The sequence below is a fragment of the Streptosporangium sp. DT93 genome, from assembly GCF_049844535.1.
Classification (GTDB): Bacteria; Actinomycetota; Actinomycetes; order Streptosporangiales; family Streptosporangiaceae; genus Streptosporangium.
Genome location: NZ_JBNCLF010000004.1, coordinates 508,882 through 535,603, shown reverse-complemented (window position 1 = coordinate 535,603; position 26,722 = coordinate 508,882). Strand labels below are relative to the sequence as shown.

Annotated in this window: 27 protein-coding genes; 15 read left to right on the top strand and 12 right to left on the bottom strand. The window is 72.6% G+C overall.

All coding sequences use genetic code 11. The features are described 5' to 3' along the window. Together ACLQ2R_RS12740 and ACLQ2R_RS12735 are read right to left on the bottom strand one after the other, a co-directional pair. Positions 1-480, bottom strand: a 480-nt coding sequence (locus ACLQ2R_RS12740; RefSeq protein WP_425959665.1) for an IS5 family transposase, incomplete at its 3' end; no start/stop codon positions are given. Between the two features lie 68 nt (positions 481-548). Next, positions 549-902, bottom strand: coding sequence for a hypothetical protein (locus tag ACLQ2R_RS12735; RefSeq protein WP_425959664.1), 354 nt, complete (start codon positions 900-902; stop codon positions 549-551). Between the two features lie 137 nt (positions 903-1,039). Between ACLQ2R_RS12735 and ACLQ2R_RS12730 the strand changes: the two genes are divergently transcribed. From ACLQ2R_RS12730 to ACLQ2R_RS12720, 3 genes are all read left to right on the top strand, one after another. Then, positions 1,040-1,804 (top strand): GntR family transcriptional regulator, encoded by a 765-nt coding sequence (locus ACLQ2R_RS12730; RefSeq protein WP_425959663.1) that lies wholly within the window; start codon positions 1,040-1,042, stop codon positions 1,802-1,804. 530 nt (positions 1,805-2,334) lie between these two features. Next, positions 2,335-2,940, top strand: coding sequence for a GNAT family N-acetyltransferase (locus tag ACLQ2R_RS12725; protein ID WP_425959662.1), 606 nt, complete (start codon positions 2,335-2,337; stop codon positions 2,938-2,940). 42 nt (positions 2,941-2,982) lie between these two features. Further along, positions 2,983-3,657 (top strand): copper homeostasis protein CutC, encoded by a 675-nt coding sequence (locus ACLQ2R_RS12720; RefSeq protein ID WP_425959661.1) that lies wholly within the window; start codon positions 2,983-2,985, stop codon positions 3,655-3,657. 10 nt (positions 3,658-3,667) lie between these two features. On the opposite strand, the gene ACLQ2R_RS12715 is transcribed toward ACLQ2R_RS12720, so the two are convergent. The 6 genes from ACLQ2R_RS12715 to ACLQ2R_RS12690 form a co-directional block, all read right to left on the bottom strand. Then, positions 3,668-4,936 carry a DUF6986 family protein gene (locus ACLQ2R_RS12715; protein WP_425959660.1) on the bottom strand — a complete coding sequence of 423 codons (1,269 nt, stop codon included), beginning with the start codon at positions 4,934-4,936 and terminating at the stop codon, positions 3,668-3,670. A gap of 236 nt (positions 4,937-5,172) precedes the next feature. Next, on the bottom strand, positions 5,173-6,525 hold the full coding sequence (locus ACLQ2R_RS12710) for an FAD-dependent oxidoreductase (RefSeq protein ID WP_425959659.1): 1,353 nt from the start codon (positions 6,523-6,525) through the stop codon (positions 5,173-5,175). Positions 6,526-6,780: 255 nt separating this feature from the next. Then, complete coding sequence (locus ACLQ2R_RS12705; RefSeq protein ID WP_425959658.1) at positions 6,781-8,379, bottom strand: AMP-binding protein; 1,599 nt, start codon at positions 8,377-8,379, stop codon at positions 6,781-6,783. A 60-nt stretch (positions 8,380-8,439) separates the two neighbouring features. Continuing rightward, the gene (locus ACLQ2R_RS12700; RefSeq protein ID WP_425959657.1) at positions 8,440-9,522 is read right to left on the bottom strand and encodes a hypothetical protein; all 1,083 of its coding nucleotides are present in this window, start codon (positions 9,520-9,522) and stop codon (positions 8,440-8,442) included. Continuing rightward, complete coding sequence (locus ACLQ2R_RS12695) at positions 9,519-10,586, bottom strand: LLM class flavin-dependent oxidoreductase (protein ID WP_425959656.1); 1,068 nt, start codon at positions 10,584-10,586, stop codon at positions 9,519-9,521. The genes ACLQ2R_RS12700 and ACLQ2R_RS12695 overlap by 4 nt, the downstream gene beginning before the upstream one ends. A 130-nt stretch (positions 10,587-10,716) precedes the next feature. Beyond that, positions 10,717-11,709 (bottom strand): acyl-CoA dehydrogenase family protein, encoded by a 993-nt coding sequence (locus ACLQ2R_RS12690; protein ID WP_425959655.1) that lies wholly within the window; start codon positions 11,707-11,709, stop codon positions 10,717-10,719. Between the two features lie 118 nt (positions 11,710-11,827). On the opposite strand from ACLQ2R_RS12690, the gene ACLQ2R_RS12685 reads away from it, so the two are divergent. Continuing rightward, entirely contained in the window at positions 11,828-12,463 is a 636-nt protein-coding gene (locus ACLQ2R_RS12685; RefSeq protein ID WP_425959654.1) for a hypothetical protein, read from the top strand. 201 nt (positions 12,464-12,664) lie between these two features. Further along, entirely contained in the window at positions 12,665-14,410 is a 1,746-nt protein-coding gene (locus tag ACLQ2R_RS12680) for a proline--tRNA ligase (protein WP_425959653.1), read from the top strand. Positions 14,411-14,647: 237 nt separating this feature from the next. Here ACLQ2R_RS12680 and ACLQ2R_RS12675 read toward each other — a convergent pair whose 3' ends face one another. The 4 genes from ACLQ2R_RS12675 to ACLQ2R_RS12660 all read right to left on the bottom strand — a co-directional run bounded on the left by ACLQ2R_RS12675 (position 14,648) and on the right by ACLQ2R_RS12660 (position 16,479). Next, positions 14,648-14,854 (bottom strand): DUF4236 domain-containing protein, encoded by a 207-nt coding sequence (locus tag ACLQ2R_RS12675; RefSeq protein WP_425959652.1) that lies wholly within the window; start codon positions 14,852-14,854, stop codon positions 14,648-14,650. Between the two features lie 70 nt (positions 14,855-14,924). Continuing rightward, positions 14,925-15,119 (bottom strand): DUF4236 domain-containing protein, encoded by a 195-nt coding sequence (locus ACLQ2R_RS12670; RefSeq protein ID WP_425959651.1) that lies wholly within the window; start codon positions 15,117-15,119, stop codon positions 14,925-14,927. 180 nt (positions 15,120-15,299) lie between these two features. Further along, positions 15,300-15,929 (bottom strand): ferritin-like domain-containing protein, encoded by a 630-nt coding sequence (locus ACLQ2R_RS12665; RefSeq protein ID WP_425959650.1) that lies wholly within the window; start codon positions 15,927-15,929, stop codon positions 15,300-15,302. A 16-nt stretch (positions 15,930-15,945) separates the two neighbouring features. After that, entirely contained in the window at positions 15,946-16,479 is a 534-nt protein-coding gene (locus ACLQ2R_RS12660) for a hypothetical protein (RefSeq protein ID WP_425959649.1), read from the bottom strand. Between the two features lie 202 nt (positions 16,480-16,681). Between ACLQ2R_RS12660 and rimP the strand changes: the two genes are divergently transcribed. From rimP to rpsO, 10 genes are all read left to right on the top strand, one after another. Next, positions 16,682-17,182 (top strand): ribosome maturation factor RimP, encoded by a 501-nt coding sequence (rimP, locus tag ACLQ2R_RS12655; protein ID WP_425959648.1) that lies wholly within the window; start codon positions 16,682-16,684, stop codon positions 17,180-17,182. Positions 17,183-17,194: 12 nt separating this feature from the next. After that, the gene (gene nusA, locus ACLQ2R_RS12650) at positions 17,195-18,202 is read left to right on the top strand and encodes a transcription termination factor NusA (RefSeq protein WP_362804162.1); all 1,008 of its coding nucleotides are present in this window, start codon (positions 17,195-17,197) and stop codon (positions 18,200-18,202) included. After that, the gene (locus tag ACLQ2R_RS12645; protein ID WP_425959647.1) at positions 18,186-18,476 is read left to right on the top strand and encodes a YlxR family protein; all 291 of its coding nucleotides are present in this window, start codon (positions 18,186-18,188) and stop codon (positions 18,474-18,476) included. Before nusA ends, ACLQ2R_RS12645 begins: the two co-directional genes overlap by 17 nt. Positions 18,477-18,632: 156 nt before the next feature. Further along, positions 18,633-21,827: a translation initiation factor IF-2 gene (gene infB, locus ACLQ2R_RS12640; protein WP_425959646.1), complete on the top strand. Its 3,195-nt coding sequence runs from the start codon at positions 18,633-18,635 to the stop codon at positions 21,825-21,827. Positions 21,828-21,941: 114 nt separating this feature from the next. Then, positions 21,942-22,241, top strand: a complete 300-nt coding sequence (locus ACLQ2R_RS12635; RefSeq protein ID WP_362804167.1) for a DUF503 domain-containing protein — start codon at positions 21,942-21,944, stop codon at positions 22,239-22,241. Positions 22,242-22,314: 73 nt separating this feature from the next. Continuing rightward, a complete protein-coding gene (rbfA, locus tag ACLQ2R_RS12630) occupies positions 22,315-22,866 on the top strand; it encodes a 30S ribosome-binding factor RbfA (RefSeq protein WP_425959645.1) in 552 nt (183 codons plus the stop codon). Beyond that, a complete protein-coding gene (locus ACLQ2R_RS12625; RefSeq protein ID WP_425959644.1) occupies positions 22,863-23,861 on the top strand; it encodes a DHH family phosphoesterase in 999 nt (332 codons plus the stop codon). The genes rbfA and ACLQ2R_RS12625 overlap by 4 nt, the downstream gene beginning before the upstream one ends. 36 nt (positions 23,862-23,897) lie before the next feature. Then, positions 23,898-24,797, top strand: a complete 900-nt coding sequence (gene truB / locus ACLQ2R_RS12620) for a tRNA pseudouridine(55) synthase TruB (protein ID WP_425959643.1) — start codon at positions 23,898-23,900, stop codon at positions 24,795-24,797. A gap of 246 nt (positions 24,798-25,043) precedes the next feature. Further along, positions 25,044-25,997 (top strand): bifunctional riboflavin kinase/FAD synthetase, encoded by a 954-nt coding sequence (locus ACLQ2R_RS12615; RefSeq protein ID WP_425959642.1) that lies wholly within the window; start codon positions 25,044-25,046, stop codon positions 25,995-25,997. A 204-nt stretch (positions 25,998-26,201) separates the two neighbouring features. Further along, a complete protein-coding gene (gene rpsO / locus ACLQ2R_RS12610) occupies positions 26,202-26,471 on the top strand; it encodes a 30S ribosomal protein S15 (protein WP_344905268.1) in 270 nt (89 codons plus the stop codon). Positions 26,472-26,722 lie beyond the last annotated feature (251 nt).

Here is a 26,722-nt window from a genome sequence, read left to right as displayed (position 1 = left end):
ACGACGCGTCCGCGTGGCCCGCGCTGGCCGCGTCGGGTGTGACCTGCGGCGCATCACCCGCAACACCGGCGGCTGCTCCGCCAGCGGAGCCCCCTTTTCCTCGGTCAACGCCTGCTCCAGCGCATCCAAGGTCTCCCCGGCCACCGCCAGCCCGGCCGACTCCTGATGCGCCCGCACGATCGTGGAGTCGACGCTGACCACCTCCAGCCCGACCTGCCCGCGCAAGGCGGCCTCGGCAATCAGCTCGTCCATCAGATCTTGAAACACCCCGGCCTTGGCCCAGCTGTTGAACCGGGAGTAGAGCGTGGACCACGGCCCATAGCGTTCCGGCACGTCACGCCAACCGGATCCAGTGCGAAACCGCCACAAGATCCCGTTGAACTGATCACGCACCCGCCGAGGAAGCGGCCCGGTAGCCGCCACCGGCAGATACGGCTCGATCAACGCCCACTCGGCATCTGTCACATCAAAGCGCGCCACGTCCGAGTTCTACCAGCCACGACCAGCCCACTACCGGACCTCACGTAGATCCGAACCTCGAACAGCTCCTAGTCGCGCTCGGAGTCTGTGGCGGTGAAGGCGCGGGCCGCGAGGTCCGCCTCCTCCTCCGCGTGGTCCTCGTCGGGTGCGGGGGACCGGTAGTGCCGTGAGATGAGCCGGGCCGCACCCACCGGGTCGTCCGCCGGGTGGGACGACTCGTGGCCGTCCTCGTTCCAGACGAACATCCCGTTCTTGCACCAGACGGTCAGATCGGTCAGCACCGAGAGCACGGACATCCCGTTGGCGTTGCTCTGGTAGGTGTGCGTGAATCCCTGGCGGTGCAACGCGTAACGCAGGAGACGTGTCGCCTCGCGGGGATCACGCCAGGGCAGGAACGGTGTACCCGTGTGGACCGACAGCACCGGCCTCCACCCCCTCGCTGACCTTTCGATGGATTTGTACCAACGATTGGATGATGCGGGTAATGGGAGGTTGGGTCAAGGGGCTTGTTCCCCGCTAGAACCAGATCGTCTAGTTTTGTTGGCACAAAGGGGACTTAATGGCGCGGTCAACGCTGTATCAACTGGTGGCCTCCGACCTCCGGAGGACCATCTACTCCGGTGCGCTCGGGCCAGGGGATCAGCTGCCGACCGAGGCGGAACTCATGACCGTCCACCGGGTGAGCCGCAACACCGTACGGCTGGCCCTCGGCGAGCTGGTGAACGAGGGCCTGGTCACCCGCACCCCGCGCCGGGGCACCGTGGTGCGGGAGCGCCGCCCGCTGCTCATGCACCCTCAGCGCGAGCTCCAGCCCCGGCCCGAACGGGCCCGGCCGCCAGGGGAGTACCGCGAGGCCTTCGCGTGGGCGGTCTCCCAGGAGGGGCGTCTGCCGAGCCAGGAGATCGAGGTCTCGATCGTGGAGCCGGTCGAGGAGGTCGCCAGCAGGCTGGAGCTCGCCGACGAGGAGCTCGCCGTGGTCCGCCGCCGGCTGCGTTTCGTGGACGGCCAGCCGTACAACACCAACGACTCCTACTTCCCGCTCACGCTGGTCGCGGACTCGGAGATCGCCCGGCCCGGCGACATCATGCGGGGGGCGAACAAGGTCCTCGAGGAGCTCGGCCACCGGCAGGTGCGGGTGGTGGACGACATCTGGGCGCGGATGCCCAACAGCGCCGAGACCGAACGGCTGCAGCTCCAGCTCGGCACGCCGGTCGTCGTCTACGTCCGGGTCGGCTACGACGAGGAGGACACCCCCGTACGGGTGGCGGTGTCCGTCCTGCCGGCGGACAAGCACCTGATCAGGTACGAGCTGGAAAGCCGTTGACGTCTCCGTGACCGCCCTGACGGGCCGTCCCCGGTCTCGCCCGCGAGGTGGGCGTCCACCGGGGCGTGTCCGCCGGGCGGCGGGAGGTCACCCACCCCTCCCCGCGACCGTCTCCCCCCGCGCGTCTCGCACGCTCCGCGTGGTCCCCCCGCGCTCCTCGGGCCTTCCTCTCCCGGCGACGTCCCGGCCTCCCGGGACCTGCCCGCCTCCCGGGACCTGTCCGCTTCCCGGAACCCGGCCGCTTTTCGAGGCATGCCCGCCTCCCGGGACCTGCCCGCCTCCCGGGACCTGCCCGCCTCCCGGGACCTGCCCGCCTCCCGGGACCTGCCCGCCTCCCGGGACCCGGTCGCGTCACGGGGCCGGACCGTGTCACGGGACCCGGTCGCACCGTGGGACCCGGCCGCGCCACGGGGTCCCGCCGCTCACCCCAAGCCTCTAGGCATTCGCCTGGACCGGCACGGATGCCGTGCGCCGTCATCCGGACACGCTCCGTGTCGAATCGTGCACCGATCGCAACGAAGGGATGAATCATGCACTCGAACACCGCCGGTCTCATCACCGCGCGTCCGCTCACGCTGCGCCGGGCCGCCGACGGCGACCTCGACGGGGTGCTCGCGCTCCTCGCCGAGACCGCCGCCTGGCTGAACCGCCGCGGCGTGCGGCAGTGGCCCGCGGGGGGCTTCCCCGCCGGGCGCATCACCCCCCTGATCGACGAGGGGACCCTGTACCTGCTGGAGGGGCAGGACGGACCGGCCGCCACCCTCGCGCTGGACGGTCACGCCGACCCGGAGTTCTGGACGTCCGCCGACGACCCCGGGGCGGCGCTCTACGTCCACAAGCTGGCGGTGGCGCGCGGCCACTCCGGCAGGGGACTCGGGGAGTCGCTCCTGGACTGGGCGGGTCTGCGGGTCCTGTCCATGGGAAAAAGATGGCTCCGTCTTGACTGCTCCAAGGACAACGCGGGGCTGCAGGACTACTATCGGGGGCAGCGTTTCACGCACCTCCGCACGGTCGACCTGCCGCACCGCGCGTCCGGCGCCCTGTTCCAGCGGCTGGGGGGTCTGCGTGGCAACGCTTCCGGTCTCGGGCTGCCCTTCTCGGACCGTCGCGGGGTGTCCACCCCCGAGCACGTCTGAACCAGGGCGATCCAGGACAAAACCATCGGATAGCCTCCATTCATGACCGGATCCTTGCTTGAGGTGATCACGCTCAACGTGCGTGACGCCGTCGCGGCCGAAGCCGGCGGCGCCGACCGTCTGGAGGTCGTCGCGGACATGGCCTCGGACGGGCTCACCCCGGCGGCGGAGACGGTCGCGGCGATCGCCAAGGAGTCCGCGCTTCCGCAGATGGTGATGTTGCGCGGGGAGGCCTCGTTCCTGGCCACGCCCGAGTCGCTGAAGGCCCTGAGCCGTGAGGCCAGGGCCCTCGCCGACGCGGGCGCGGCCGGGTTCGTGTTCGGCTTCCTCGACCAGGCGGGGGCGGTCGACCTGGCCGCCACCGAGGCGCTCATCCACGCGGTGGCACCGCTGCCCTGGACCTTCCACCGGGCGGTGGACCACGCCGCCGACACCCAGGCGAGCTGGCGGGCCGTCCGCCTGCTGCCCAACCTCGCCACCGTCCTCACCGCGGGCGCCCCCGGCGGCATCGGGTACGGGCTCTCGGCGATCAAGACCCGGTGCGAGGCCGGTGACGGCCCGCTGATCATCGCGGGCGGCGGGCTGCGCCCGCGCTACGTCAGGACGCTGCTGGAGTACGGCGTGCGCGCCTTCCATGTCGGCAGCGCCGTGCGGGCCTCCTGGCTGGACCCGGTCGAGGTCCGCCGGGTCCGCGAGTGGCGCGCCATGATCGACTGATCCTCGGCGGTCAGGCAGGGCCCGGGGACGGGGTGTCGCCCAGCGCCAGGTCGGCGCGGCGGAGGGCGGCGGCCATCGTCCTGACCGTGGCGGGTTCGTCCATCACCCCTCCACCGGCGTCGCGCCGCTCCTCCCAGGCCCGTACCCGGCCGGTGTACTCGTCGTAGCGGGACAGGTGGAAGGCGTAGACCGCGGCGTACCGGCTGACCAGGTGGGAGGGGTGCATGTCCCACCCCTGGAAGAAACCGTGCGCCAGGGAGTGCCCGACCAGCGCCGCGTGGCGCCGCCACAGGTCGCGTACCGCGTGCCCGTCGTCCGAGGCGGGGGCGGCGGCCAGCGAGCCGTCGGAGAGCTCCACCCCGGTCCCGGCGAAGACGGTCTGCATGACGTGGCGGGCGTGGTCGCAGGCCGGGTGGTCAAGCCGCTGCTCGTGCGGGGGCAGGCCGCAGCTCGCGGTGTAGTCGAAGACGCCGAAGTGCGCCGCGGACAGCCTGCCCTCCAGGGAGGTGACGAGTTCGGCGTCGAGGAACCGTACCGTCTGCGGCGCCTCCACCTGGATCTCGAACCGCAACCTTCCCCGCCCGAGGCCGAGCCCGTCCTCCAGCGCCTCCAGGCAGTCGGCGAACTGGTGCAGGTAGTCCCTCATCAGGACCTTGGGGAAGGTGACGACGAACCCCTCGGGCAGGAACCCGGCCCGCTCCACGACGCCGGTGAGGAGGCCGTCCAGCGTCCTGACGGCGCGGAGCGGGTCACCGTCGGCGAACGACTTCACCCGCAGCCCCCAGCGGCCGGGGAGCGTCCCGTCCGCGTACATGGCCGCGACCGCCTCGGCGGCGGCCGAGGCATGGCCGTCCTCCTCGCCGGGACGCACGCCGTAGCCGTCCTCGAAGTCGATCCGCAGGTCCTCGACGGGCTCCCGCTCCAGCTTGGCGGCCACCCGCGCGTGCACGGCCCCGGCGAGGTCCGCGGCCGCACCCGGAACCGCGCCGGAGACGGCGGCGCTCCCGAAGGCGGTCCCGGGACCCGTGCCGGGGGCGGGGGCGAGGACCGGGGCGAGGATCGCCGCCAGCTCGCCCTCCGGCAGGTGCCGTCCGAACAGCTCCAGCGCGGCGTCGCCCCAGGCGCGCACCGTCCCGGCGTCGAACCGGTCCGCCGGGACGTAGACGGTGTGCACCGGCTGCCGGCCCGCCGGACGGTACGGGTACAGCGCGGACTGCTCGCGATGGGTCCGCTCGAAGCCGGGGATCAGGGCGGACGGGTCGGCGAGCGTGACGCGCATGCTGGTGCTCCTCCTGCTCGTACCGGCCGGGGCCGGTCCGTTCGTACCGGCCGAGGTCGATCCCGCCGGTCCGGACGCACCCTAGCGGCCCGCGGCGGGCTCTCCCGAAGGGGGATCGCCGCCGTCCCGCGACGGGCTCTCCGGGGGAGGGACGCCGCCGTCCCGCGACGGGCTCTCCGGGTGAGGATCGCCGCCGTCCCGCGGTGGGCGAGACTGCCGGAGCGGTGCCCGCCCCGTCAGTGGTCGTAGGCGGTGCGCATGGCCGCGAGCCCGAGGAGCTTGACCCGCTCGCCCCGGTCGAGGGACCGGGCCAGGGCCACCTCGGCCGCCTCGATGGAGAGCCAGTGCTCGTAGGTGACCGGCGTGACCCCGCGGGCGGCCAGCAGGTCGTCCAGCTTCGCCCGGCGCGCCGGTTCGCGGCCGGAGGGGCCGGCCGGGGCGGAGGGGGCGGACGGGTCGGACCCGCCGTACCGGTCGGAGAGGTCGGACAGCAGGGTGCGGACCGTCTCGGCGGCGTCGGACTTGTTGGTGCCGATCACCCCGGTCGGGCCGCGTTTGAGCCAGCCCGCCACGTACTCGCGGTCGCGGACCCGGCCGGCCTCGTTCGGCACGGTCATGGTGGTCTCGGAGAAGGGGACGCCGGGCAGCGGGACGCTCCGGTAGCCGACCGAGCGCAGCACCATGCCCACCGGGAGGGTCTCGAACTCACCGGTGCCGGTCACCCGGCCGTCCACCAGCCGGGTCCGCTCCAGCCGGAGCGCCTCCACCCGCTCCTCGCCGAGGATCTCCACCGGGCGCATCCAGAACCGCACCTCCAGCCGCCGGGGGCGGCCCGTCAGGCCGCGGGCCGCCCAGCTCTGCAGCACCTCGACGTTCCCGCGGATCTGCCGGGACGCGGCCGAGACGTCCGCGACCGACTCCTCGCGCCGCACCCGCACGTCCGCGTTGGCGAGCTCGCCCAGCTCCCTGAGCTCCTTCAGGGTGAACTTGGCGTGCTCGGGGCCGCGACGGCCGATCATGTGGACGACCTTCACCTCGCTGGCGGCCAGCCGGGTCAGCACGTCCTCGGGGACGTCGGTGGCACGCAGCTCGTCGGCGGTCTTGGCCAGGATGCGCACCACGTCGACGGCCACGTTGCCCACGCCGATCACCGCGACCTCGGGGCTGTCCAGGACGAACCGGTCGGCGGGCATGTCGGGGTGGCCGCAGTACCAGTTGACGAAGTCGGTGGCGGCCACGCTGCCGGGCAGGTCCTCGCCGGGGATGTCCATCCGCCGGTCCAGCATCGCGCCGGTGCAGTAGACCACCGCGTCGTAGCAGTCGAGCAGGTCGGCGACGTCGACGTCCTTGCCGAGCTCGACACCGCCCAGGAAGCGCACCTGCGGCGACTCCAGCACGCCGCGCAGGTAGCCGGCGATCGACTTGATCGAGGTGTGGTCGGGCGCGACGCCGTACCGGACCAGCCCGTACGGGGTCGGCAGCCGTTCCAGCACGTCCACCTCGAGGGGCACGACCGCCTGTTTCGTCAGCGCCTCGGCCGTGTAGATCCCGGCGGGCCCCGACCCGATAATCGCGACTCGCAGTGACATGTCGTCTCCCAGGGCCCGGCCGTCGTGAACACGATCTCCGTCCGATTCTGTATCAGCGGGCGGGGTACCCGCCAGGCTCGCGCGCCGACCCGATCCGTTCGCACGCGACACCACCCGTCGTTACCGGCCGCCGTCACACCGACGGATGCCGTACCGTCCGCGCGCGTTCGCACCGCCCCGAGGCGGGGACCCTCACCAGCGGAACCACGATGTACCGTCCGCGCGCGTCCGCACCGCCCGCGTGCCGCGCCGGTGTCAGCGGGGGCGGGTCCCGGCGCGGGCGCGCAGGACCTGCTTGTCGATCTTCCCGTTGGTGTTGACGGGCAGGGACTCGACCACGACCACCCGCCTGGGCGCCTTGTAGCCGGACATGTTGTCCCTGGCCCAGGCGATGATCCTCTCCGGTTCGACCGCCGCCCCCTGCCTCGGCACGACGAAGGCGCAGCCGACCTCGCCCATCCGCTCGTCGGGCACCCCGACGACCGCCGCCTGCGACAGCGAGCCCTCCCGCAGCAGGAGTCCCTCCACCTCGGCGGGGGAGACGTTGAAGCCCCCGGTGATGAAGAGCTCCTTCTTGCGGTCCACGATCGCGAGGTCGCCGCGGGCGTCGAGGACGCCGACGTCGCCGGTGTGCAGCCATCCGTCCCTGACCACCTCGGCCGTCCTGCCGGGATCGTCCCAGTAGCCGCGCATCACCCCGTACCCGCGGACGAGCACCTCCCCGCGCTCGCCGCACGGCACCGCCCGGCCCTCGTCGTCGACGATCACGACCTCCACGCCCGGTACGGGACGGCCGGTGCTGGAGGCGACGACCTCCGGCGGATCCTCCGCCCTGGTCATGGAGACGACCGTGCCCTCCATCAGCCCGTACGCGTTGATCATGCGTTCCAGGCCGAGCCGTTCCAGCAGCCTGCGCACCAGCTCGGGCGGGACCGAGGCGGCCCCGCAGATGGCCACCCGCAGCGAGTGCCCGCCGATCCCGGTCTCCTGGAGGAGCCGGTGGAACAGTGTCGGGGGCCCGGCCAGGATCGTGATCCCGCCGTCGCGGATCAGGTCCTCCAGCAGTTCGGGGCCGAACGCCCTGATCGGCATCATCGTGGCCCTGCGCATGACCGAGGCCAGCAACCCGGCGTTGAGCCCGAAGCCGTGCGCGAACGGGGCGATCACCGGATAGCGGTCCCCGGGACCGAGTGTGACGATCTCCGCCCAGTCCCAGTACCCGCGCAGCATCGGGCCGTGTTCGAGCATCACGCCCTTGGGCGTCCCGGTGGTGCCCGAGGTCGAGATGATCTCGCACAGGTCGTCCGGCCGCACGGCCAGCGCGCGCTCCTCGGCCTCCGCGGGAGTGACCAGGGAGCCGGCCGCGAGCACCTGGGAGGGCAGCGCCGCGCCGGGCCGGGCCGAGTCCTCGGGCACGATCGCGTGCCGCAGGTCCGGCAGGCCGGCGAAGGGCAGCCCGGCGGCCGTCCCTCCGGCGGCCTCGGCCAGCAGGCCGGCGAGGACCGTGCCCTCGTGGCCGTGACCGATGATCAGCACGCTCGTCCCGGTGGAGCGGAGCGTCCCGGCGGCCTCGATGCCCTTGGAGCGCGACGACAGCGGCACCAGCACGGCCCCGGCGTCCCAGACGCCGAACGCGGCGACGACCCAGGAGGCGTCGTTCGGGCCCCACACGGCGACGCGGTCGCCGGGCAGCACGCCCAGCGCGATCAGGCCCCGGGCGACCCGGCCCGCCCGGTCGCGCAGCTCGGCGAGGGTCAGCCGGACCTCGCCGTCGGCCACGACGACGTCCGAGGGGTGGTCGCGGGACAGGTCGCGGAGCATACGGGGGATCGTCCGCCAGTCGGGTACTTCCATGCCGATCGCGCCTTTCGGAGGTCAGCGGGTCAGCGGGTCGGTGGTCGGTGGGCCGGCGGTTCAGCGCGGGACCGACGTGCGGTCCCTGCCCAGGTGGTGGCCCCGGGTGTCGTTCACGACGCCGGGGGTGACCGCCTCCGAGACGTGGCCGGAGATCTCGACGGCGATCGTGACCGGGGTGAGCGCCTTGAGCGCCTGCTGGACGCGGGCCTTCCACATGGGGTTGGCGACCAGGCTCTCCCGGCCGAACGTCACCGTCAGGACGGCGGCGTCGAGCGTGCCCTGCCGTGACACGCCCAGCTCCCAGCCGGAGACGCCGTCGATCCTGCCGAGCGCCCGCTGGATCCGGTTCAGCGACACCCACACGCCGCGTACCAGCACGTGGTCGCCGACGGTGTGCGCGGGGGCGGGGATCGCGTCCCCGCCGGTCGTCCGGGCCACCTGGCCGGTGCGCACCACCTCCCCGGGCCGCACGCCGGCGACGACCAGCTCGGCCGGCCCCTCGCCGTAGGGCGGGGCGGCGATCTCGTCCTTGTCCAGCGGGGCCAGGGCCACGGAGCCGGGCACGAGCAGGGTCAGCGGCTCCGCCTCCGAGGAGCGCAGGCCCAGCGGCGCCGCGGTGAACGGCGAGCAGTGGACCTCCGTCACCGTCGCGCCGAACTCCGTCGCCAGGTGGGCCATCGTGCCGCGTGAGGCGATCTCCCCGGTCAGGACGACATGCCGCAGGCCCAGGTCCAGCGGGTCGAGCAGGAACTCCAGGTGCAGCCTGGCCAGCAGGTCCATGGCACCGGTCGGTGTGATCACCAGCGTCGTGGCGGCCAGCGACTCCAGCGCGTGGTGCAGCCTGAGCCTGCCCCGCGGGCCCACCGAGGCGCCCGCAGCGGCGACCTCGGCGGCGGCGCGCGCCCACTGCGCGCCGGCCAGCTCGCCGTCGCCCGACAGCGCCGCCACGACCCGGTCCCGGCCGCCCACGCCCGCCGCCTCCAGTGCGGCGCCGTAGGCCGCCGTCAGGGCGTCCGGGGCGGCGGGGACCACGCTGCCGGCGTCGGCGGAGACCAGCAGGAGCCCGGTCGCGGTACGACCGGCGGCGGCGAGGTCGTCCCTCGTCCGCCAGGCGGCGGGCTCGGCCGGGACGGCGGTCAACGGATCACCTCGGTCATGAAGAGGTTCATCGAGGCGCAGACGTGCTCGTGGGCCAGGCCGCCCACCTGCGCCTGCAGGATCAGGTCGGTGGCCCCGGCCTCGGCGACGCGCGCGGCCGCCTTGCGGGAGCCCTCCACGTCGTCCACCACGACCATGTGGTGCTCGCGGAGCGTGGCCATCGCCTCCTCGGGGGGCATCCCGGCCGCGAGCTGCCCCAGGACCTTGTGGGTGGCGTGCCGGGCGTCGTAGTAGTCGGGCGGGGTGACCAGGTTGACCTGGCGCCGGATGTACCACAGGACCGGGTCGGCGGCGAGCTCGAAGGCCCGCTGCCTGGTCTCGGCGACGAACCACGGGATCATCAGCGCGACCCGGCGGGTGGCCGGGTCGAAGCCGTTCTCCTCCAGGCAGCGCCGGTAGCTCGCGATGTCCTCGGCGACGTCGTCGATGCCCTTGAGCATCGTCATGCCCAGCAGGTTGTAGCCGTGCCTGGCGGCGGCCAGGTACCCCTCCAGGGAGGTGGAGGCCACCCAGACCGGCGGGTGCGGGACCTGGACGGGGCGGGGGTAGACCGCGACGCCGGGGATCTCGAAGAACTCGTTCGACCGGCTGATCGGCTCGCCGTCGGCGTTCCAGATGGCCAGGGTGGCCTCCAGCGAGTCCTCCCAGATCCGCCGGGACTGCTCGAAGGGCTTCCGGAACGCCTGGTACTCCAGGGGGGAGGCGCCCCGGCCGGTGCCGAACTCCACCCGGCCGCCGGAGATGACGTCCAGGGTCGCGACGCGTTCGGCCGTGCGGATGGGCGACTGGAAGGGCAGCAGCACCACGCCCAGGCCGAGGTGGATCCGCTCGGTGCGCTGGGAGGCGGCGGCCAGCACCAGGTCGGGGGCGGAGGAGTGGGAGAAGCCGCGGGTGAAGTGGTGCTCGACGAACCACGCGGTGTCGAACCCCAGCCGGTCGCCGAGGACCACCTGGTCGATCACGTTCCGGAACGCCCGCTGTTCGACCTCGCGGGAGCGCCCGCGGACCTCCAGCTCGTATCCCAGGCTGATCCGTAGGGACGTCATCCGCGCCTCCGTCGTGTCCATCCGACCCCTGCCCGCGACCTCTCACTTAACCAAGCGCTCGCTTGGCGAGATTACCAGCATGGCAGGACGGCAACAAGACGACCCCGGGCGGGACGGGCGGGGACGGGATTCACAGGCCCGCCGCGCTCGCCAGCCGGGCGCGGTGCGCCTGGGGCGGGCCGAAGAGCCAGGCGTCGCAGGTGGCCCGCTTGAAGTAGCGGTGCGCCGGGTGCTCCCAGGTGATGCCGGTGCCGCCGTGGAGCTGGATGTTCTCGGCCGCGGCACCCAGGTAGGCCTCGGTGCAGTACGAACCGGCCACCGCGGCCAGGACGGGCAGCTCCGGGGCCGGGGCCCGCGCGGCGGCCAGCGCGGCGGAGCGGGCCGACTCGACCAGCAGGAGCATGTCGGCCAGCTTGTGCTTGACGGCCTGGAAGGAGCCGATCGCGCGGCCGAACTGGTGGCGCTGCCGGGCGTGGGAGACCGCCGCCTCCAGGCAGGCGGCGGCCCCGCCCACCTGCTCGGCGGCCAGGGCGGCGACCCCCGCGTCGCGGACCCGCTCGGGCGCGCCTCCCCCCAGCCGTACGACGGGAACGGCGTCGAAGGCGAGGGCGACGAGCGGCCGGGTCTGGTCCAGGGTGGGCAGCGGGACGCGCGAGGAGGGGACGGCCTCGACCAGCGTGCCGCCGACGAGGGCGAGCACCAGCTCTCCCGGCAGGACCGCCCGGGCGGTCCCGGTCAGCAGGTCACCCTCCAGGGTCAGCCCGGCGTCGTCGGGGAGCAGCACGGTCGCGGTGAGGGAGCCGCCGGCCAGGTCCGGGAGCAGCCGGGCCATGACCGCCGGGTCGCCGGTCGCCGTGATCGCCTCCACGGCCAGCACGGCGGTCTGCAGGTAGGGGTGGGCCGACAGCGCGCGGCCCAGCTCCTCGCACACCACGGCCGTCTCCGCCGGGCCGCACCCGGCCCCGCCGTACTCCTCGGGGACGGCCAGGCCCGCCACGCCCAGCTCGCCGGCGAACCGGCTCCAGGGGGCGTCGGGGAGCCGGGCGAGAAAGGCGCGGACGGTGTCGCGAAGCTCTGACTGCTCTGCGGACAGGCAGAGCGACGAGTGTGAGGGAAGGGTCACGACACCAGCATAACCAAGCGCTCGTTTGCTTTGTGAAACTTGCCCGGCCCTATGTGTTGTCGCAGGTCAGATATACTTCCCATGGCCACGAGCACATGCGATCGGGGGATCAGCGGCTTTGGTTGAACATAACTACACCCTTGACTTCGTCGCAGGGGACCGCCGGGATCGCGCCATTCTGCGGCACATCGTGCTGTCGCTCTTCGCGGGCATGCTGCTCGGTGGCATCGGAGCGGTGCTCGCCACCGAGTCCGTGCTCGCGGCCGTCCTCTACGAGCCCCACGCCTACGTCCTGCTCGTCGTCGTCCTGGGGCGGACCGCGGCCGGTCTCGGGTGGGCGGTGCTCTGCAGCGTGCTGGCCACGTTCGGGACCGTCCTGTCGATGCTGGTGGCCGGAAGCTTCACGTCGATGGACTGGCCGACGAGCCTCGGCTCCGGCGGTGCCGCGATCAATTTCACGATCGTGAAACTCGTGGCGATCGGCGTCCTGTCCTACCTCGCCGGGCGCCACGACCGCTGGGGGGACCTGTCGGCGGGCGGCGCGGCCGGGGTGGCCCTGCTCGGCGGCATCGACAGGGCACTGCCCGCCTCGGCGGGGCACGTCCCGGGCTTCTGGCCGTGGGGCGCCCTGGTCGCGGTGCTCCTGGCGGCGGGGATGATCGTCTCCCTGGGCCGCGGCTGCGACCGGCTCTGCTCCGCCGCGGTCGCGCTGACCCTCGGGGCCTCGTACTTCGTCTTCCTCGCCGGGCTCTGAGGCGACCTTCCTCCCGCGCCCGGTGACGGACCCGCGACGGGGCCGGGATGGGCCCGAGGCGGGCTCGCGGAGGGGACGCGGCGCGGGCGTGACGGGCTCGCGGCGGCCGGGCACGGTCCCGGAAGCCGCCGACGGCCGACAATGGGCTTGCGGTTCTCGATAGCCTTGGAGGACACCGATTCCCGTTGACTAGGAGTAGTCGTGCTGCTGCGCATGTCGTCGCTGTTTCTCCGGACGCTGAGGGACGACCCGGCAGACGCGGAAGTCCCGAGCCACAAGCTGCTCGTCCGCGCCGGGTACGTCCGCCGCGTCGCGCCGGGCGTCTACTCCTGGCTGCCGCTCGGCAAGACGGTGCTGGAGAACGTCGGCCGCGTCGTGCGCGAGGAGATGAACCGGATGGGCGGGCAGGAGGTCCTCTTCCCCGCCCTGCTGCCCCGTGAGTACTACGAGGCCACCGGCCGCTGGACCGAGTACGGTGACACGCTCTTCCGCCTCAAGGACCGCAAGGGCGCCGACTACCTGCTCGGCCCCACCCACGAGGAGATGTTCACCGACATGGTCAAGGGGGAGTACTCCTCCTACAAGGACTACCCGGTGACCCTCTACCAGATCCAGACGAAGTACCGCGACGAGGCCCGTCCCCGCGCCGGCATCCTGCGCGGCCGGGAGTTCGTCATGAAGGACTCCTACTCCTTCGACCTCGACGACGAGGGGCTCAAGCGCTCCTACGAGCGCCACCGCGAGGCCTACATCGCGACCTTCGACCGGCTCGGCATCACGTACAAGATCTGCTTCGCCACCTCCGGCGCGATGGGCGGATCGGCCTCCGAGGAGTTCCTCGCCCCCGCCGAGACCGGCGAGGACACCTTCGTGGCCTGCCACACGTGCGGGTACGCGGCCAACGCCGAGGCCGTCGTCACCCCCGCCCCGGCGGCCGGGGACACCGGTGAGCGGCCCGCCGCGCGGGTGCTCGACACCCCCGGCACCCCGACGATCGAGTCGCTGGTCGAGTACGTCAACACCCACCACGGCCTGGGGATCACCGCCGCGCAGACGCTCAAGAACATCGTGGTCAAGGTGACCGTCCCCGGCTCCGGCAAGACCGAGACGCTGATCGTCGGCGTGCCCGGGGACCGCGAGATCGACTTCAAGCGGCTGGAGGCCTCCCTGGCCCCCGGCGAGCCCACCATCTTCGAGGCCGAGGACTTCGCCAGGCACCCCGGCCTGGTCCGCGGCTACATCGGCCCGCAGGTCCTGAAGGATCTCGGCATCCGCTACCTCGTCGACCCCCGCGTGGTCGACGGCACCGCCTGGGTCACCGGCGCCAACGAGCCCGGCAGGCACGCCGCGGACGTCGTCGCCGGCCGTGACTTCACGGCCGACGGCACCATTGAGGCCGCCGAGGTCCGCGAGGGCGACGCCTGCCCGGTCTGCGGCTCGGGCCTGTCCATCGACCGCGGCATCGAGATCGGTCACATCTTCCAGCTCGGCCGCAAGTACGCCGACGCCGCCAGGCTCGACGCCCTCGGCCCCGACGGCAAGCCGATCCGCATCACCATGGGCTCCTACGGGATCGGCGTCTCCCGGGCCGTGGCGGTGCTGGTCGAGCAGCGCCACGACGAGCTCGGCCTGCTGTGGCCCCGCGAGATCGCCCCCGCCGACGTCCACATCGTCGGCACCGGCAAGGACGGCCAGGTCGAGGCGGCCGTCCGGATCGCCGAGGAGCTCCAGGCCCGCGGCCTGCGCGTCCTGGTGGACGACCGGGCCGGGGTCTCGCCGGGCGTGAAGTTCAAGGACGCCGAGCTGCTGGGCATGCCGACGATCCTGATCGTCGGCCGCGGCCTGTCCCAGGGGGTGCTGGAGCTGCGCGACCGGGTCACCGGCGCCAAGGAGGAGATCCCGGCCGACGAGGCCGTCGATCGCGTACTGGCGGCCTGCGGCCGATAGGCCCGGCGGGACGTCCACCGCAGGGCCGGGCACCTCGTACGGCCCCCGGTGGGGCGGGCACGGTCCACGCCTGCCGGGGGCCCGACAAGGCCCCCGGTGGAGCGGGCACGGCGGTGAGCCTGGCACCCGACACGACCGCCGGCAGGGCGCGGAACACGGGAGAGCGGCCCCCCGCCGCACGGGGGGCCGCTCTCCCGGTGTTCGCGCACCGGGCCGCGAGTGGTGCTCGCGGGCCCGTCAGTAATGCTGGTGATAACGCGAGCGGCGGCCTATCGCCTTACCCACGTGGAACCCGCCCGGCAGGTTGACGGTCACGTACTTACGACCGTCGGGGGTTCTCGTGACGTGGAATCTCCGGTTGCCGAAACTCTGCCCCACCCCTCGCGGGGACAGGTCGATCCGGAAGGGACCGACTTTGATCGACTTCCTGTATCCCCAGCCCATTGTTCCCCCTCGATCTCGTGACCTGTAAGGAGAACGACCGGCGTTCCCCCCGGGTTCCCGAGCGGGCGGATCAGCGCTTGGAGCTGCTGCTCAGCGTCTTACGCCAGTGGAAGCCACCGGGCAGGTTGACACTCAGCGTGCGTCGTCCGTCGGCCGTCTTGGTGACCCTGAAACCACGGCCTCCGACGCTGTGCCCCACCCCACTGCGCGAAAGGTTGAGACGGAACGGACCGAACTTCATGGATTTACGATATCCCCAGCCCATTGCTTCCTCCTTGGCGTGTTCGCGTAAATTGAGCTACCCGATATTCGCGGGCCAAACGTGGCCGGGGGCGATTTCGATCTGCTTTTCGCGCGCGCGTCGGCCCGGTGCCGCTTCATCTCCGCGCTGACCAGCGCGTTCTCTCTTTCATGGGATATCCAGGACATCCGGAAAGATCGCTGATCAGGGGGAGGTGGCCGGTGCGGCGGAGGGCGTGGCGTCCGGGGGCGCACCGCCCGTGGCGCCGGGTGAGGCACCGGAGGGGACGCCTGACGGGGTGCCGGTCGTGGCGCCCGTCGCCGGGGACGCGGGACCCGGCCCGTGCGGCATGCCGGGGAACGCCTCGATCTCCGGGCGCAGGCCGTAGGAGCGGGTGACGCACTCCTGCATGGCCAGTGCCGCCATGGTGCGCAGTGAGGTGTCGGAGGAGGCCGCCAGCTCCAGGTAGGCGCCGGTCACCCCCCGCTCGACCAGTACGGCCAGCTCCACCGCCTGGGCCGCCGTGGAGGGCGTGACCGGGAGCCGGTAGGACGCCTCCGGCTCGACGGGCCTGCCCCCGGCGGCGACGATCATGGCGCGGAGCCGGTCCCGCCGGGCGCGGTGGGCGTTGTAGGCCGCGGTCGTCGTGGCGCGCAGGCCGCCCGTGGTCCTGGCCGCGATGACCCCGTAGGCGTACACGGCGGCGTGCTCGGCCGCCAGCGCGACGTCCAGCCCCCGCTCGGCCCGTCGTACGTCGGCGCCTCCGCGTGCCCTCACCGTTCTCGCGGTGCCTTCGGCGCCTTCGGCGTCCTCGGCGGCCCTCACAGCCCTCACAGCCCTCAACGGTGCCTCACAGGGATCTCGACAGGGCCAGGGCGTGCGCCGCCTCGCAGGCGCCGATGGAGGCGATGAGCTGCGCCAGCGGGGGCGAGGCCCCCTCGACCTGGCGGACGCGCAGGGCCGCTGCCCTGCGTTCCAGGTCGCGCAGGGACCGCAGCGAGGGCGGCCGGGCGGCGTCGCCGGTGGGCGAGGGGGTGCCGGACGGGGACGCGGGGGACGGTGCGCCGGAGGACGAGCCGGGGCCGGGGGAGGGAATCGCGGAAGCGGGCGGCAGGCGGCGGCGGAGCTCGGCCAGGTGGGCCTCGTGCCGCTCCCTGAAGGGCGCCAGCCGCTCCGAGGTCGCCGAGGCGTACAGCGCCACGGTCCGCTCCTTGCCCGCGATCAGCTCCCGCAGCAGCACGGTCTCGGGGTCGGGCGGCACCGGCTTCCCGGCCGCGGGTCCCGCGTCCCTCCCGGCCTGCCCGGTCGCGCATCCCGCCGTCACCGCGACGGCCGCCCCGAGGGCGCCGCCCCGCAGCAGGACGCGCCGGGAGACGGAACGCACGGACGACCTCCCGTTCTCTGTCGGCAGCTGACGCATCTAGCATCGTACGGGCAGCCGAGAGATTGGAATAATGGCACTCACCTCGCTTCTCGGGCGGCTCCGCCACACCGAGTGGCGCCGTTTCTGCGGCCTGGTGTGGATAGGCTGGCTAATCGCATGGGCGAGGTCCGCCCGGCTGAGATCGTGACAATGGGAGGTCGGCATGGGCAACGCCACATCCCGCGACCGCCTGATGAAGCTTCTGCAACCCGTGGCCGAGGCCGAGGGGCTCGACCTGGAGGACGTCACGGTCACCCCGGCGGGCAAGCGGCGGCTGCTGCGGGTCGTCGTCGACCGTGACGGAGGCGTCAGCCTCGACGACGTGGCGGAGGTCAGCCTCGCCGTCTCCGCGGCGCTGGACGCCGACGACGCGATGGGGGCGACCCCGTACGTGCTGGAGGTCTCCTCCCCGGGAGTCGACCGCCCGCTCACCGAGCCGCGCCACTGGCGCCGCGCGGTGAAGCGGCTGGTCAAGGCCGACCTTCGGGACGGCACCGTGGTGGAGGGCCGGATCGTCGCCACCGACGAGACCGGCGTGGAGCTGGACGTCGACGGCGCGCCGCGCCGCATCGACTATGAGGACCTGACCCGAGGACGGGTTCAGGTGGAATTCCGCCGGCTCGACGACGCCGAAGACGACGGCGAAGACGGCGACGAAGGCTAAGGGGGGAGCCTCGTGGACATCGACATGAGCGTCCTGCGCAGCCTGGAGCGGGAGAAGGACATCTCCTTCGACCTGGTCGTCAAGGCGATCGAGGACGCGCTGCTGATCGCATATTTCCGGAGTGAGGGCGCGGCCGCCAAGGCGCGGGCCGAGCTCGACCGCAAGTCCGGGCACGTGACCATCTTCGCCGCCGAGCTCGACGACGAGAGCGGGGAGGTGCTCAGGGAGTTCGACGACACCCCGGGCAACTTCAGCCGCATCGCCGCGACCACCGCCAAGCAGGTCATCCTGCAGCAGCTGCGCGACGCCGAGGACGAGATCAACTTCGGTGAGTTCGCCAGCCGCGAGGGCGAGCTGGTGGCCGGAGTCATCCAGCAGGGCAAGGACCCCAGGGTGGTCCTGGTCGACCTGGGCAAGATCGAGGCCGTGCTGCCGCACAGCGAGCAGGTCCCGGGCGAGGAGTACGTGCACGGCGACCGGCTGCGCTGCTACGTGGTGCAGGTCAAGAAGGGCCACAAGGGCCCCTCGGTCACCCTGTCGCGCACCCATCCCGGCCTGGTGAAGAAACTCTTCGCGCTGGAGGTGCCCGAGATCGCCGACGGCACCGTGGAGATCGCCGCCGTGGCGCGCGAGGCGGGGCACCGCACCAAGCTCGCGGTCCGCTCCCGCCGGCCCGGGGTGAACGCCAAGGGCGCCTGCATCGGCCCGATGGGCTCGCGCGTGCGGAACGTGATGACGGAACTGCACGGCGAGAAGATCGACATCATCGACTGGTCGGACGATCCTGCTGAATTCGTAGGAAATGCGCTTTCTCCGGCGCGCGTCTCCCATGTAGAGGTGATCGACTTCGACGGTCGCGCCGCGCGTGTGACCGTGCCGGACTACCAGCTCTCCCTGGCCATCGGCAAGGAAGGGCAGAACGCCCGGCTGGCCGCCCGCCTCACCGGCTGGCGCATCGACATCCGTCCCGACACCCAGCCGGGGGACGCGGCCGGTTCCGCAGATGCGTCCACACGGTAAGCTGGAATATGGTGGCCAGGCTGCCCCACTGAGAACGTGTGTGGGGTGCCGGGTTCGCACGGTTTCCTCCGAGCTGCTCCGCCTGGTGGTGGTCGAGGGCGTTATCGTCCCTGACCTGCGACGACGGCTCCAGGGGCGTGGTGCTTCACTGCATCCAACCCTGAGCTGTCTCGAACTCGCAGAGCGTCGCCGAGCGTTTCCGCGTGCGTTTCGCGCCGCGGTCCCGCTCGACCTGTCGCGGCTGCGCGGCCACCTGGAAGGGCAAGCAGGCTGAAAGGATCGGGTGAAATGGTTACCGACTGTCATGTAGAACGCCGATTTGATGGGCTGGTCAGATAGCTATGAGCGCCTGATGAGCATGCGGCGATGAGTACGTCAACGTAACGACGGTCCGGCGGCACCGCCTCCCGGGCCGAGACAAGGGAGTGCAGTGGCGAAGGTCCGGGTATACGAGCTCGCCAAGGAGTTCGGTGTGGAGAGCAAGGTCGTCATGGCCAAGCTCCAGGAGATGGGCGAGTTCGTGCGTTCGGCGTCCTCGACCATCGAAGCACCGGTGGTCCGCAGGCTCACGGAAGCTCTGGGCGGTCCCAGCAAGGGATCGTCCGACAGGGGCAGAGGCCCCAGGCCGCCTCAGGCGGCCGCCCCTCGGCCGGGTGACGGCCAGTCCAACGGCGCCCCCGCGGCGTCGACATCCGCCCCCAAGCCGGGACCGGCCCCCAGGCCCGGTCCCCGTCCTGGTCCGGCACCGGCCCGCCCCGCGGCGCCCGCGCCGCAGCAGGCCCCGCCGGTGGTTCCCGAGGCCCAGCAGCCTCCGGCCCCGCCCGCGCCGCCGCGCCAGCAGCCGCCCCAGGTGCAGGCCCCTCGTTTCGAGGCGCCCCGCGCCGAGCCCGGCCGTCCGGCGGCCTCCGGCCCCGGTCCCAAGCCGGGCCCGCGGCCCGCTCCGCGACCGGCTCCGGCCGCGCGTCCTGACGCGCGCCCGGAGGGCGGCCGTCCCGCGGGTGGTCCCGGGGGAGCACCCTCCGGTGCCAGGCCCGGTGCCGGCGCACCCGGTGCGGGTCCCGGTCCCAAGCCGGGTCCGCGTCCGGGCCCGCGTGGCCCGCGTCCCGGCAACAACCCGTTCTCGTCCAACGCCAGCGGCATGGGCCAGGCCCGTCCGCCGCGTCCGGGCGGCCCCGGTGGCCCGGGTGGCCCCGGCGGTCCCGGTCGTGAGGGCGGCCCCGGCGACAGGGGTCCGCGTCCCGGTCCCCGCGAGGACCGCGGTCCCCGTCAGGACCGCGACAACGCCGGTCCCCGTCCGCCCGGCGCCCGTTCCGGCCCGCCCGGAACCGGTGGCCCGCGTCCGGGTCCCGGTGCCGGCGGCCCGCGTCCGGGTGGCGGCGCCGGTGGTCCCGGTGGCCCGCGTCCCGGTGGGCCGCGTCCCAGCCCGATGATGATGCCCCAGGGCCGGCCCGCCGGTCCCGGCGGCGGTGGCGGCGCGGGCCGTCCCGGCGGCGGTGCGGGCGCGGGCCGTCCCGGTGGCGGCGCGGGCCGTCCCGGCGGCGGCGGCGGTCGTCCCGGTGGCGGTGGCGGCGGTTTCGCCGGCCGTCCGGGCGGCGGTGGCGGCGCGGGCCGTCCCGGCACCGGAACCGGTGGTCCCGGTGGCGGTGGCGGCGGTTTCGCCGGTCGTCCCGGTGGCGGTGGCCGTGGCCGCGGTGGAGGCACCGCGGGAGCGTTCGGCCGTCCGGGAGGACGTCCGACCCGCGGTCGCAAGTCCAAGCGTCAGAGGCGCCAGGAGTTCGACAACATGCAGGCCCCGGCGATCGGCGGCGTGCAGGCTCCTCGCGGCAACGGGCAGACGATCCGCCTGTCGCGCGGTGCCTCGCTGTCGGACTTCGCCGACAAGATCGGCGCGATCCCGGCCTCCCTCGTGCAGATCATGCTGCACCTGGGCGAGATGGTGACCGCCACCCAGTCGGTGAACGAGGAGACCCTTCAGCTCCTCGCCGCCGAGCTCGACTACAACCTCCTCGTGGTCAGCCCCGAGGAGGAGGACCGCGAGCTGCTGGAGACCTTCGACATCGAGTTCGGCGAGGACGAGGGCGACGAGTCCGACCTGGTCGCGCGCCCGCCGGTGGTCACCGTCATGGGTCACGTCGACCACGGCAAGACCAAGCTGCTCGACGCCATCCGCAACACCAACGAGGTGGCGCGCGAGGCCGGAGGCATCACCCAGCACATCGGCGCCTACCAGATCGGCACCGTGCACGAGGGTGAGGACCGCAAGATCACCTTCATCGACACCCCGGGTCACGAGGCGTTCACCGCCATGCGTGCCCGTGGTGCCAAGGTGACCGACATCGCCGTCCTGGTCGTCGCGGCCGACGACGGCGTGAAGCCGCAGACCGTCGAGGCGCTCAACCACGCCCAGGCGGCCGACGTGCCGATCGTCGTCGCGGTCAACAAGGTGGACAAGGAGGGCGCCGACCCGGGCAAGGTCCGCGCCCAGCTCACCGAGTACGGCCTCGTCGCCGAGGAGTACGGCGGCACCACGATGTTCGTCGACATCTCCGCCAAGAACGGGACCGGCATCGAGAACCTGCTCGAGGCCATCCTGCTCACCGCGGACGCCGAGCTCGACCTGCGGGCCAACGCCACGATGGACGCCCAGGGCGTCGCCATCGAGGCGCACCTGGACAAGGGCCGCGGCCCGGTCGCGACCGTCCTGGTCCAGCGCGGCACGCTCCGCGTCGGCGACTCGATCGTCTGTGGCGAGGCCTTCGGCCGCGTCCGGGCGATGCTCGACGACAAGGGCGAGGCGATCCTGGAGGCCGACCCGTCCCGTCCGGTGATGGTGCTGGGCCTGACCGCGGTGCCGGGAGCCGGTGACAACTTCATCGTCGTCACCGACGACCGCATGGCGCGCCAGATCGCCCAGCAGCGCGCCGCGCGCAAGCGCATCGCGGACATGGCCAAGTCCGGCCGTCGCCGCACCCTCGAAGAGCTCTTCAGCGAGATGGAGAAGGGCCAGATCGATGAGCTCAAGCTCATCATCAAGGGTGACGTCTCCGGTTCCGTCGAGGCCCTGGAGGACGCGCTGCTCAAGATCGACGTCGGCGAGGAGGTGCGCCTGCGGGTGCTCCACCGCGCCGTCGGTGCGATCACCGAGTACGACGTCAACCTGGCGGTCGCCGACGACAACGCCGTCATCATCGGCTTCAACGTGCGCCCCGAGGTCAGGGCGCGCGACCTGGCCGAGCGCGAGGGCGTCGACATCCGGTACTACTCGGTCATCTACCAGGCGATCGAGGAGATCGAGGCGGCCCTGAAGGGCATGCTCAAGCCGGAGTTCGAAGAGGTCCAGATGGGCACCGCCGAGGTCCGCGAGGTCTTCAAGGTGCCGAAGATCGGCAACATCGCCGGTGCGCTGGTCCGCTCGGGCACGATCGTCCGCAACAGCAAGGCCCGGATCATCCGCGGCGGGGTCGTCATCTCCGACAACCTCACCGTCTCCTCGCTGCGCCGTTTCAAGGACGACGCGACCGAGGTCCGCGAAGGGTTCGAGTGCGGTATCGGTGTCGGCTACAGCGACATCAAGATCGATGACGTCATCGAGACCTTCGAGATGCGGGAGAAGCCGCGCACCTGATGCCATCGGCAGGCGGGGGAGCCGCCCGGCCGGTCGCGTACCCGAGACGGGTGCGCGACCGGCGGGCGGCCCCCGCCCCCGGCGGCACGACGGTGATCGTGGCGGTGAACAACCATGTACGTAGGTGCCCTGACATTGGACATCCTGCTCGGCGACGTCCACTCGCTGAAGCAGAAGCGCTCGGTGGTACGTCCCATCGTCGCCGAGGTGCAGCGGCGGTTCCCGGGTGTGGCCGTCGCCGAGACCGGACATCTCGACCTGCACCGCCGCACCGAGATCGGGATCGCGGTCGTCTCGGCGACCGCCGCCAACGCCGGTGCCGTCCTGGACGACTGCGAGCGGCTGATCGCCTTCCACCCGGAGATCGAGCTGCTGTCGGCCAGGCACCGGCTCTACAACGAGGACGAGGACTAGATACGGGGACGGCCGGTCCGAAGGAGGGCGACCCCTTTTTCGCCCCGGCCTTCCCCGTGAGAAGGGGGGAGCTATGGACGCCGCACGCGCGCGTAAGATCGCCGACCGGATCCAGCAGGTCGTGGCGGAGATGCTGGAGCGGCGGATCAAGGACCCCAGGCTGGGGTTCGTGACCGTGACGGACACGCGGATCACCAACGACCTGAGCGACGCCACGGTGTTCTACACCGTCTTCGGCTCCGAGGCCGAGCGGGCGGACTCCGCCGTGGCGCTGGAGAGCGCCAAGGGGCTGATCCGCTCGGAGGTGGGCCGTCAGACGGGGCTGCGTCACACGCCGACGCTGACGTTCACCCACGACCCGCTCCCCGACAACGCCCGCCACCTGGAGGATCTCCTCGCCGAGGCCAAGGCCAGGGACGTGGAGATCGCCAAGCGGGCCGAGGGCGCCCGGCACGCCGGGGACGCCGACCCCTACCGCAAGCCCGAGGACAGGGACGGCGACGACGACGACATCGACGGCGCCGACGATGCCGACGGCATCGAGGGTGCCGACGGTGCCGGTGGTTCCGGCGGGGAGAGCGTCGTCGGCGAACCCTCCGAGCGCGCGGGACGCTCCGCGACGTGACGTCCGACCCGCGTGACGACGGCCCGGTGTCCGGCCGCGACTGGGACCGGGCCGTCGAGATCGTCTCGTCGGCCGACGAGGTCGCGCTGGCCTGCCACATCTCGCCCGACGGCGACGCGCTCGGCTCCACGCTGGCCGTCGGGCTCGCGCTGCGCGCCGCCGGCAAGCGGGTCGTCGCCTCCTTCGGCGACCGGCGCTTCGGCGTGCCGCGGCTGCTGCGCTTCCTGCCCGGCCAGGACCTGCTGGTCGACCCCGCCCGCTACCCGGCGGCTCCCGAGGTGATGATCACCTTCGACGTCCCCAGCGTGGGGCGCCTGGGCATGCTGGCCGCCGTCACGGCCGGGGCACGCGAGCTGATCGTGCTGGACCACCACCCGTCCAACACCGGGTTCGGCACGCTCAACCTGGTCGACCCCGGCGCCGCGGCCACCGCCGTGCTCGCCGAGGAACTGATCCACCGGCTCGGGCTGCCGGTCGGCCAGGAGATCGCGACCTGCCTGTACGTCGGGCTCGTCACCGACACCGGCTCGTTCAAGCACTCCTCCACCAACCCCGAGGCGCACGCCATGGCCGCCCGGCTGCTGGCCACCGGCGTCGACCCCGAACGGATCGCCCGCGAGGTGTGGGACCGTTCCCCGTTCGGCTACCTCGGGGTGCTCGGCGCGGCCCTGGGCCGGGCCCGCCTGGAACCCGAGGTGGGAGGCGGCCTGGTCTGGACGTCCGTCACCCGGGCCGACCGCGCGGAGCGCGACCTGTCGTACGACGAACTCGAGGGGATCATCGACGTGGTCCGGCGTACCGACGCCGCCGACGTCGCCGCGGTCCTCAAGGAGGACGACGACGGCGCCTGGCAGGTCTCCATGCGTTCCAAGGGCGGGGTGGACGTCTCGCGCGTCTGTGCCGCGCTCGGCGGCGGCGGGCACGCCAAGGCCGCGGGTTTCACCTCCCACCGGCCCGTCGAGGAGACGATCGCGCGTCTCCGGGCCCTGCTGTAGACGTCTTCCGGCACGCCTGGTAAGGATTCCATTCCCATGAGCACGGCTCGCGTCAAGCGCACCCCGCCGCCGAGCGGTCTGATCATCGTCGACAAGCCCGCGGGCTGGACCTCCCACGACGTCGTGGCCAAGCTCCGCGGCATCGCCGGCACCCGCAAGGTCGGCCACGCCGGCACCCTGGACCCGATGGCCACCGGGGTGCTGGTGATCGGCGTGGAGAAGGCCACCCGGCTGCTCGGCCACCTCGCCCTGACCGAGAAGGGCTACGACGCCACGATCCGGCTGGGCGAGTCCACCAACACCGACGACGCCGAGGGCGAGACCGTCGCCACGGCCTCGGCGGCCCACGTCACCGAGGCCGGTGTCCGCGAGGGCGTCGCCGCCCTGACCGGCCCGATCATGCAGGTCCCGCCGCAGGTCAGCGCGATCAAGGTGAACGGCGAGCGGGCGTACAAGAGGGCCAGGGCCGGGGAGGAGGTCGCCCTCGTCGCCCGGCCGGTGACGGTCTCGGAGTTCGAGATCACCGCGATCCGCCGCGAGGGGGATCTCGTCGACATCGACGCCTCGGTCAGCTGCTCCAGCGGCACCTACATCCGCGCGCTCGCCCGCGACCTGGGGGCGGGTCTGGGGGTCGGCGGTCACCTGACCGCGTTGCGCCGCACCCGGGTGGGCCCCTACGCGCTGCCGGAGGCGCTGACCCTGGAGCGGCTGGCCGCCGAGTGCGTGATCCTGCCCATGGCCGACGCGGTCGCGGTGGCGTTCCCGCGCCGGGACGTGACCGCCGAGGAGGCCGGTTCGGTCGCGCACGGCGGACGCCTGCCCGCACTGGGCCTGGGGGAGGGGCCCATCGGGGTCTTCGGCCCTGACGGGACGCTGGTGGCGCTGGCGGAGGAACGGGGCGGGGTCTCCAGGTCCCTGGCGGTCTTCGTGCCCTGACCGGGCTCGTGCCGTGACGGGTCCATGTCGTGGCCGAGGCTCGTGTCGTGACGGGTCCATGTGGTGACGGGTTCATGCCGTGACCGGCTTCGTGCCGTGACCGGGTCCGTACCGTGAACGGCGTCGTGGTGTGAGCGGGCACGGTCGGTGGGCTCCCGGGGCGCCAAGGTCCTCCCCGATTGGGGGGAAGGCCCCCGAGCATGGCAGGCTTTAGGGGTCGATCCGCTACAAGGGGAAGAGGCTGCGGTGCGAGGCTGGCACGGATTGGACGACGTGCCCGAAGACTGGGGCAGGTCCGTCATCACGATCGGCGTCTTCGACGGCGTACACCGAGGACACCAGCAGATGGTCGCCCGTGCCGTCGCGATGGCCGCGGATCGCGGGCTCCCCTCGGTGGTGGTGACCTTCGACCCGCACCCCGAGGAGGTCGTGCGGCCGGGCACGCACCCCCCGAGGCTCACCACGGCCAGGCACCGCACCGAGCTGCTCTCCGCGCTGGGCGTGGACGCGGTCTGCGTCCTGCCGTTCACACTGGAGTTCTCCCAGATGACCCCGGACGAGTTCGTCCAGACCGTGCTGGTGGACCGGCTGCACGCGGCCGGGGTCGTGGTGGGGGAGAACTTCCGCTTCGGCCACAACGCCTCCGGCGACGTCGAGACGCTGCGCACCCTGGGGGAGAAGTACGACTTCGTGGCCGAGGGGGTCCCGCTGGTCAGCGACGGGGAGACGATCTCCTCCACGCTGATCCGCGAGCAGATCGCCTCCGGCGACATGGAGGCGGTCACCCTGACGCTCGGCAGGCCGCACCGGGTCGAGGGCGTGGTCGTCCGCGGCTACCAGCGCGGCCGGCAACTGGGCTTCCCGACGGCCAACCTGGAGTCGCCGGAGTTCACCGCGATCCCGGCCGACGGCGTCTACGCGGGCTGGCTGCAGGGCGTCCCGACCGGCAACCTGCCGGCCGTCTACGGCGGCGAGCGCTGGCCCGCGGCGATCTCGGTGGGCACCAACCCGACCTTCGAGGGGGTGCCGCGGACCGTGGAGGCGTACGCGCTCGACCGCGACGACCTGGATCTCTACGGCGCGCACGTGGCCGTGGACTTCGGCCCCAGGCTGCGCGGCAACACCCGGTTCGACTCGATCGACGCGCTCATCGAGCAGATCCACGCCGACGTGGACAGGGTCCGGCGCCTGACGGGCTGATCAGTCCGGACCCCCTTCTCGCCGCCCCCGCCACAGCCCGTGCGGGATGTGCGAGGGCATGGGAACCGGTGGTAACCTGGCATGTCAGCTCTGTGACCGGTGGTACGGCCACCCCGGCGCTGATCTCGCCACGGCGACTGTAGGCACGCACGGTCGTTCGGGGAGCCGGAAATCGCGCGTGCCCGCAAAGGTTCAAGGAGAAAAGTGTCGCTCGACACCGCCGCAAAGAAGCAGATCATCGGTGACTACGCCAAGGGTGAGACCGACACCGGTTCCCCCGAGGTGCAGATCGCTCTGCTGAGCAAGCGCATCAGCGAGCTCACCGAGCACCTGAAGGTGCACAAGCACGACCACCACAGCCGCCGTGGCCTGCTGCTGCTCGTCGGCCGCCGCCGCCGGCTGCTGAAGTACCTGCAGAGCAAGGACATCCAGCGCTACCGTTCGCTCATCGAGCGTCTCGGCCTGCGCCGATAGCCTGACGGGGGAGCGGCGTCCACGCCGCTCCCCCCTCTCATCGGGTCCGTTCGTCGGCGCGTCGCGCAGGGAAGACACCGGCCCGGTGAGCACAAACTGAACAGCCGAGAAAGTGCCCCGCGTCCGCAAGCAAGCGCGCCCCACGGCGTCGGAGGGCCGGTCCTCGGTAGTGGCCCCCGGTCATCATGGCGCGAAGCCATACGGAACCGGGCGCTTCGATCGAAGACCGGCGCTGCACCTACGGGGAGCCG